General features: G+C 64.6%; 1 protein-coding gene and 1 pseudogene. Both read left to right on the top strand.

The genetic code is table 11. From position 1 onward, the window contains the following. Positions 1–714: pseudogene (locus EN893_RS32045) on the top strand (cell division protein FtsZ); the annotation flags it as partial. Positions 715–995: 281 nt separating this feature from the next. Next, positions 996–1,844: UDP-3-O-acyl-N-acetylglucosamine deacetylase (lpxC, locus tag EN893_RS32050; protein ID WP_128362097.1), on the top strand; the 849-nt coding region annotated here is incomplete at its 3' end.

A 1,844-nucleotide genomic window follows, 5' to 3' on the forward strand; every position in this document is an offset into this window, starting at 1 on the left:
GCTGAAATCGCCGCCGCGCCGATCTCGATCCGCACGGCGCCTCCGAAGCCGGCCAGCCGCCCGGCGGCTCAGATCGCGGAGGTTCGTCCGGCGCCTGTCCAGCAGGCGGCATACGAGCCACGCGCTATCGACCCGGTCGCGGAAGCCATCCATCTGGCCGAAGCCAATGCGGCGGCCATGGCGCAGGCGCGCCCGGCCCCGGTCGCCCACGCTGAAGATTTCCGCCCGCAGAGCAAGATCTTCCAGGCGCCGCCCGCCCAGCCGATGCCGCAGCCGGTGGTCCAGCAGATGCAGCCGGCCCCGCAGCCGCGCGAGATGCTGCAGCGCGAGGCGCCGCAGCCGGTTGCCATGGCGCCGCAGCGCATGCCGCGCGTCGAGGACTTTCCGCCGGTCGTCAAGGCCGAGGTGGATGCCAAGAGCCGCCCGGTCGACCACGAGAACAACAGCGGACCGATGGGCCTGCTGAAGCGCCTGACCAATGGCCTGACCCGTCGCGAGGAAGAACCCGCACGGCTGCAGCCGGCGCAGCCGCGCGAGCCCAAGCTGCGCCAGGCCGCGCCCGAAGTGCGCCGTCTCGCCAGCCAGGATGCGCAGCTCTATGCGCCGCGCCGCGGCCAGCTCGACGATCAGGGCCGCCTGACGCCGCAGGTGAGGACGACTCAGGAAGACGATCAGCTGGAGATTCCGGCGTTCCTGCGCCGCCAGGCCAACTGATTGGTAAACGGACTGTAACATTTGTTAACAGGCAAGCGAGGAATCGCTTGCCTGTTAATGTTTTAAATGATGTGATTTCAACGACTTACCAAGTCGCACTCGTTCCATTTTGCGGTTACACAGAGTAAGAAACCGTGATTTGGAGTCTCCCTGACGGGACATTATCTTCGCTGCCTACCATCATCGGTTTGCCGGGATTTCGGGGGAAGTCACCCTGCCAGCCGATTCACACAAGAGCCGCGCCCTCGGGCTGGAGAAGCGGACCTAGGCATTACGGGCTTATGGGGATTGTCTTGCACGACTATCAGACGACATTGAAGACGCGCGCGTCGCTTACCGGCACCGGCGTCCACAGCGGCAAGGAAGTGTCCATCAGCTTCGTGCCCGCGGATGCCGACACCGGCATCGTTTTCCAGCTTTTCAACGGTGCGGAACAGGGCCGCGAGTTTCGTGCCCTGGTTTCGGAAGTCGGCGCTACCGACCTGTGCACCATGCTTGGTGATCCCGCCGGCGAGCATATCGCCACGGTCGAGCACATCATGGCGGCGCTGTTTGGGCTCGGCATCGATAATGTCGCTGTCGAGATCGATGGTTCCGAGGTTCCTATCTTCGATGGCAGCGCCATGGCGTTCGTCGAAGCCATCGATCAGGCGGGTATCGAGACGCTCTCGGTCAAGCGGCGCTATATCAGGGTCATCAAGCCGGTCCGCATCGAGAACGGCGCCTCGTGGGCGGAGTTTCGGCCCTATGACGGGACCCGTTTCGAGATCGAGATCGACTTCGAAAGCCCGGCGATCGGTCGTCAGCTGTTTGCCTCCGACCTCAATGCCGATATTTTCCGTCGTGACATCGCGCGCGCCCGCACCTTCGGCTTCATGAAGGATGTCGAGCGGCTGTGGGCCGCAGGCTACGCGCTCGGCTCCTCGCTGGAGAACTCGCTGGTCATCGGCGACGACAACCGCGTCATCAATATGGGCGGCCTGCGCTACCCCAACGAATTCGTGCGACATAAGACGCTGGACGCCATGGGCGACCTGGCGCTGGCCGGCGCCCGCTTCATCGGCTGCTTCCGCTCCTATCGCGGCGGCCACAGGATGAATGCCGCGGCCCTGCGCCGTCTGCTCTCGGAC

This window comes from Mesorhizobium sp. M7A.F.Ca.CA.004.04.2.1 (assembly GCF_004022825.1).
Classification (GTDB): domain Bacteria; phylum Pseudomonadota; class Alphaproteobacteria; order Rhizobiales; family Rhizobiaceae; genus Mesorhizobium.